The sequence below is a fragment of the Brachybacterium sp. p3-SID1565 genome, from assembly GCF_025143785.1.
GTDB classification, from domain to species: Bacteria; Actinomycetota; Actinomycetes; order Actinomycetales; family Dermabacteraceae; genus Brachybacterium; species Brachybacterium epidermidis.
On sequence record NZ_JAMBDS010000087.1, the window covers coordinates 1 to 4,640 of the forward strand.

General features: G+C 71.7%; 5 protein-coding genes. 4 read left to right on the forward strand and 1 reads right to left on the reverse strand.

Annotated elements, in window-relative coordinates; genetic code table 11:
- Nucleotides 1–12: 12 nt before the first annotated feature.
- A complete protein-coding gene (locus M4D54_RS13615; RefSeq protein WP_193865254.1) occupies nucleotides 13–840 on the reverse strand; it encodes a hypothetical protein in 828 nt (275 codons plus the stop codon).
- 227 nt (nucleotides 841–1,067) lie between these two features.
- On the opposite strand from M4D54_RS13615, the gene M4D54_RS13620 reads away from it, so the two are divergent.
- The 4 genes from M4D54_RS13620 to M4D54_RS13635 all read left to right on the forward strand — a co-directional run.
- Entirely contained in the window at nucleotides 1,068–1,739 is a 672-nt protein-coding gene (locus M4D54_RS13620; protein ID WP_193865255.1) for a DUF4194 domain-containing protein, read from the forward strand.
- Nucleotides 1,739–3,118 (forward strand): D-serine ammonia-lyase, encoded by a 1,380-nt coding sequence (locus M4D54_RS13625; protein WP_193865372.1) that lies wholly within the window; start codon nucleotides 1,739–1,741, stop codon nucleotides 3,116–3,118. The genes M4D54_RS13620 and M4D54_RS13625 overlap by 1 nt, the downstream gene beginning before the upstream one ends.
- 97 nt (nucleotides 3,119–3,215) lie before the next feature.
- Complete coding sequence (locus M4D54_RS13630) at nucleotides 3,216–4,283, forward strand: ABC transporter substrate-binding protein (protein WP_193865256.1); 1,068 nt, start codon at nucleotides 3,216–3,218, stop codon at nucleotides 4,281–4,283.
- Nucleotide 4,284: 1 nt separating this feature from the next.
- The coding region (locus tag M4D54_RS13635; protein ID WP_259892088.1) for an iron chelate uptake ABC transporter family permease subunit at nucleotides 4,285–4,640 on the forward strand (356 nt) is incomplete at its 3' end.

The following is a 4,640-nucleotide window of genomic DNA, read 5'->3' on the forward strand; positions in this document are numbered from 1 at the left end:
GCTGCGGTCGGATCAGATCCGACGGTCGGTGCCGTCCTCGGGGCGGTGCTGCTGGTCGGCCTCCCGGATCACGTCGCCGCGCTCGTCGGCGCCACCGTCGCGCTGCTGGAACTGGCCCTCGTCGCCGTAGCCGTCCTGCTGGAACTGGCCCTGCTGCTGGTGGCCGTCCTCGCGCGCGGCACGGCGGCCGTGCTCCGAGCCCGTGGGGACCGTTCCGTCCGCATCGCGGTTGCTGTCCGGCCCGGGATGCTCGACATGCGAGCCCGCGTGGGATCCGTCGTGGTGCCCGTCGCGCAGGTCGCCGCGGTCACCGTGGTGCTCGCGGTCATCACGCACACCATCGTGGTCCCGGTCTCGCCCCACGCCGTCGCGATCGTCGCGGCGGTCATGGTCATCGCGGATGCCGTCCCGGTCCCGGTCATGGGCGGCCGCAGCGCCGGCGGCACCTGCACCGGTGGCACCCGCACCTCGGCGGTCAGAAGCGCCGCCGGGGTCGAGGCGGTCCGCCTCCTGGAGCTGCTCGTCGAGGTGACGACGCTGCTTGTCGGCGTCCACGCGCTGCTGCTCGGCAGCCTTGGCCTTCTTCTCCGCGTCGAGGCGTGCGCGATCGGCCTCGATCTGGGACTCGCGAGCCTGCAGGTCCCGCTCCTCAGCGGCGGTGCGATCCTTGTCCGCCTGCTGTCGCAGTTCGTCGGCACGGCGTCGATCCTGCTCGCGCTGACGCTCCTCCTCGGCACGCTTCCGCTTCGAAGCAGCCATGGCCAGGAGTGCGATCAGCAGAAGCAGGAGCAGCACGCCCACCACGATGGCGATGATGACGCCTGTCGATAATGATTCCATGTCGGTCTCCTTGCGTCCGGGTCCGCGGCCCTGACGGTGCCGCGGGGTCCTGCTGTCGTTCCCGATTCCACCAGAAAACTCGCGCAGCGGGGAGGATTTGGCCGGTACTGGTCTTCGAGCGGGTCGGGAGCCGCCGCCGCGAGCAGCACCAGGGGGGGTCCCCACACGTGCCGGGCCGGTACGGATCCCTCCATCGGCCGACGCCCGCGCCGGTAGGGTGGGCTCTCGTGACCAGCATCGAGCACCGTTACACCGACGACGACGCCACCGCGGAGCAGCAGGACGCGCCCGCGCCCGCAGGATCCCTGGTGGACGAGTCGCGCCGTGCGCTCGTGGCGCTGCTCCAGGGCCCCTTCGTGGACGGGCGGCGCGACAGCAGCCGCTACGCCCAGGTGCTGCGCGACCGGGTGGCCATCGAGGCGCGCCTGGCAGACATGTACCTCGAGCTGGTGATCGACGACGACGCGCAGGTCGCGTTCGTGCGCCAGAGCGAGGACGATCCCGATGCGCCCAAGCTGCTGCGACGCCTCACCGGCATGAACCGCCTGGACTCTGTGCTGCTGCTGGTGCTGCGGCAGATGCTGCTCACCCAGTCCTCGCGAGGCCAGCGCACCGTGGTCTCCGAGGCCGAGATCCAGCAGGCCCTGGCCGCCTACCGACGCACCACCTCGACCGATGAGGCCGGCTTCGCCAAGGAGGTGCGGGCCGCGATCGCCAAGGTGCAGAGGGCCGGACTGCTGGACGAGCAGGGGGACGACTACGAGGTCTCCCCGGTGCTGCGCCTGATGATCGGCCCGGACACGGCCCGCGAGTTCATCGCCCTGTACCGGGAGGCGGGGGTGGGCGGCCTGGAGGACCCGGCCGACGCGACCGATCCTGAGGACCCGGCCGAGGCGTGATGCGTGCCGACGGCGTGACCGGTCCCCAGCTCGAGGACCCGCTGGTGGCGCGCCTCGCCTCCGGGAAGGAGACCTCCTGGCTCCGCCCGCAGCTGGACCCGGCCGAACAGTCCCTGGGCGCCTGCTCGCTTCCCGCGGGACTGGTGGAGGATGCCCGTCGGCGCTTCCGCCGCTTCGCGCCCTGGTTCGCCGATCACTTCCCGCAGACCCGCGCGGCCGACGGGATCATCGAGTCGCCCCTGGAGAGAGCAGGCGCCCTGCAGTCCCGGATGGGCGAGCTGCTCGGCGCCGAGCTCCCGGGGACCCTCTGGGTCAAGCGCGATGACACCCTGCCCGTCAGCGGGTCGATCAAGGCGCGCGGCGGTTTCCACGAGGTGCTGCAGGTGGTGGAGGGCATCGTCGAGTCCGAGCAGCTCGGTGCGGCCGGGAGCGATGGGCACCGGTCGGAGGGTGCTGCGGGTGTGAGGGCGCTGAGGGACCCTGCCACGGCGAGGACGCTGCACCAGCACGGCATCGCGGTGGGCTCGACCGGCAACCTGGGGCTGTCGATCGGGCTGCTCGCCGCCGAGTTCGGTCTTCGCGCCACCGTGCACATGTCCACCGATGCGCGCCCCTGGAAGAAGGACATGCTGCGCAGCAGGGGAGTGGAGGTCGTCGAGCACGCGGGGGACTTCAGCGCCGCGGTCGCGGCGGGGCGCACCGCCGCCGGGGCCGACCCCCTGACCCACTTCGTGGACGACGAGTCCTCCCTGAGCCTCTTCGCCGGCTATGCCGTGGCCGCTCGCCGTCTGGCCGGTCAGCTCGCCGCCCTCGAGGTGACGATCGATGAGTCCTCCCCGCTGTTCGTGTACCTGCCCTGCGGAGTGGGAGGGGGACCGGGAGGGGTCACGTACGGGCTGAAGCAGGTGTTCGGCGATCACGTCCACTGCATCTTCATGGAGCCCACATCGGCGCCCTCCATGGTGCTGGGAGTGCGCACGGGCCTGCACAGCGAGGTGAGCGTCCAGGACATCGGCCTCAGCGGCAGCACCATCGCCGACGGTCTGGCCGTCGCACGGCCCTCCCGGTTGGTGGGCGAGCAGATCGGCGGGATGATCGACGGCTTCGTCACCGTCGCCGACGAGCGGATGGCCGCGCTGGTGAGCGTGCTGGACGAGACTCACGGATGGCGTGTGGAGCCGTCCGCGACCGCGGGCGCGATCGGCCCCTGGCGAGTGATGGCCGACGCCGCCTACCGCGAGGCGCGCGGGCTCGACGCGCGCTCCATGGCCCGCGCCCATCACATCGTGTGGTCGACCGGCGGGAGCATGGTGCCCGAGGACGAGATGAACGGCTACCTGCAGCAGGGCAGAGCGGCGCAGGGGATCTTCTACGCCTGACAGCCCCACCGGACATCAATTGTGCACCAACGGCGTTGCGTAATAAGGTGAGGCTTACCTAACCACCGCCGTGGTGGTTCTGTCCGGAAGGCCCCGCGTGAAGATCTCCCGCCGCACCCTCGCCCTGACCGCACTCGCCCTGCCCGCGCTCTCCGCCTGTGGCTCCACCGGCCAGGACGGTGACAGCGCCGGTACGGGCACCTCCGACGGGGGGTCCGGGCAGGGCTCCGCCGATCCCGGCGCGTTCCCCGTCGCCGTGACTCACCTGTACGGGCAGACGGAGGTCGCCGCCCAGCCGCAGCGCATCGCCACGGTCTCCTGGGTCAACGGGGACAGCGTGCTGGCGCTGGGCATCGTGCCGGTCGGGATGCCCGCCGTCGAATGGGGCGGCAACGACAACCAGTCCACCGACTGGGCCGATGCGAAGCTCGAGGAGCTCGGCGCCGCCTGGGGAAGCCAGAGCGCCCCGACCACCTACTCCGAGGCCGACGGCATCCCCGCCGACGAGATCGCCGCCCTCACCCCCGATCTGATCATCGCCGCCTACTCGGGGCTGACCCAGGACGAGTACGAGCAGCTGAGCCGCATCGCCCCCACCATCGGCCCGATCGCCCCGAACTACACCACCTCCTGGCAGGAGGCGATCACCGCGATCGGCCAGGCCACCGGGCGCGCAGATGCGGCACAGCAGGTGATCGACGAGGTCACCGGCGCGCTGGCCGCCGTGGGGGAGGAGAACCCCCAGGTGCAGGAGTCCACCTTCATCGCCGGCACGCTCGGCCTGACCGACGACACCATCACCCTGTACACCGCCGGTGACACCCGCCCCCGGTTCTTCACCGCACTCGGGATGACGCAGGCCCCGGTGGTCACCGAGAACACGCAGGACGAGTCCACCTTCATGCTCTCGTGGTCCGCCGAGCGGGCCGACGAGCTGGACTCCGACATCTTCTACACCTGGGCCGCAGCAGGCTCCACCGTGGAGAGCTTCCAGGACCACGCACTGTTCGCCCAGATCCCGGCCGTGGCCCGCGGCAGCATGGTGCTCACCGCCGACGACCACCAGACCCTCTCGATCTCCGCCGCGAGCGCGCTCAGCCTGCCGTGGGCGATCCAGAACGTCGTGCCCTCGGTGCTGGACGCCGTCCAGGCCGCCCAGGGCTGAGATGCGCCGTACGCCGCTGCTCGCGGTCACCGGCGGAGTGCTCGCCGTGCTGGCCGCGGCCGCACTGTCCGTGCTGGTCGGCGCCCGCAGCGTGGATCCCTCCGCGGCCTGGCAGGCCCTGACCGCCTTCGACCCCGCCGTCACCGACCACGTGGTGGTGCGCGCCCGTGTGGACCGCACCCTGGCCGGCATCGCCGTCGGGGCCTCCCTGGCCGCAGCAGGTGCCGCGATGCAGGGGATGACTCGCAACCCGCTGGCGGATCCCGGGATCCTGGGCCTGAACGCGGGCGCGGCCGCGGCCGTGGTCGTGGGCATCTACGCGCTGTCCATCTCCAGGGTCGTGGAGTTCATGGCCTT